The sequence below is a fragment of the Borborobacter xinjiangensis genome (assembly GCF_047739745.1).
Lineage (GTDB): Bacteria > Pseudomonadota > Alphaproteobacteria > Rhizobiales > Rhizobiaceae > Pseudaminobacter.
The window spans coordinates 1-1,124 of sequence record NZ_JBLLVA010000084.1 but is presented as its reverse complement, the minus strand read 5'-3'; the positions used below and the strand labels follow the sequence as shown (position 1 = coordinate 1,124).

Annotated in this window: 1 protein-coding gene; it reads right to left on the bottom strand. The window is 65.9% G+C overall.

All coding sequences use genetic code 11. The features are described from left to right. Window positions 1-1,124, bottom strand: a 1,124-nt coding sequence (locus ACLKMW_RS26425) for an S-(hydroxymethyl)glutathione dehydrogenase/class III alcohol dehydrogenase (protein WP_415727502.1), incomplete at both ends; no start/stop codon positions are given.

Here is a 1,124-nt window from a genome sequence, read left to right as displayed (position 1 = left end):
TAGAGCACGACGCTTCTGATGCTTTCGCCGCGGCGCATCAGCTCGAAGCCCTTGTTGATGTCTTCGAGCGGCATGGTGTGGGTGATCATCGGGTCGATCTGGATCTTGCCCTCCATGTACCAGTCGACGATCTTCGGCACGTCGGTGCGGCCGCGCGCGCCGCCGAAGGCGGTGCCCTTCCAGACGCGGCCGGTGACCAGCTGGAACGGCCGCGTCGAGATCTCCTGGCCGGCCCCGGCGACCCCGATGACGATCGATTCGCCCCAGCCGCGATGCGCCGCCTCCAGCGCCTGGCGCATCACCTTGACATTGCCGGTGCAGTCGAAGGTGTAGTCGGCGCCGCCGATCTGGTCGGCGCCGCGCTTGGTCAGGTTGATGAGATAGGGCACGATGTCGCCGTCGATCTCGGTCGGGTTGACGAAATGCGTCATGCCGAAGCGCTCGCCCCAGGCCTTGCGCTCGCTGTTGATGTCGACGCCGATGATCATGTCGGCGCCGGCCAGCTTCAGCCCCTGGATGACGTTGAGGCCGATGCCGCCGAGCCCGAACACCACCGCCGTCGAACCGATCTCGACCTTGGCGGTGTTGATCACCGCGCCGACGCCGGTGGTCACGCCGCAGCCGATGTAGCAGATCTTGTCGAACGGGGCGTCGGGATTGACCTTGGCCAGCGCGATCTCCGGCAGCACCGTGTGGTTGGCGAAGGTCGAGCAGCCCATATAGTGGAAGATCTTCTCGCCGCCGACCGAAAAGCGGCTGCTGCCGTCCGGCATCAGCCCCTGGCCCTGGGTGGCGCGGATCGCCGTGCACAGATTGGTCTTGCGCGACAGGCACGACGGGCACTTCCGGCATTCCGGCGTATAGAGCGGAATGACGTGGTCGCCCTTCTTCAGGCTGGTCACGCCCTTGCCGACATCGACCACGACGCCGGCGCCCTCATGGCCGAGAATCGCCGGGAAGATGCCTTCCGGATCGGCGCCCGACAAAGTGAAGTCGTCGGTGTGGCAGATGCCGGTCGCCTTGATCTCGACCAGCACCTCGCCCTCGCGCGGGCCCTCAAGGTCGACCTCCATGATCTCCAGAGGCTTGCCGGCTCCAACGGCAACGGCGGCACGGGTTTTCAT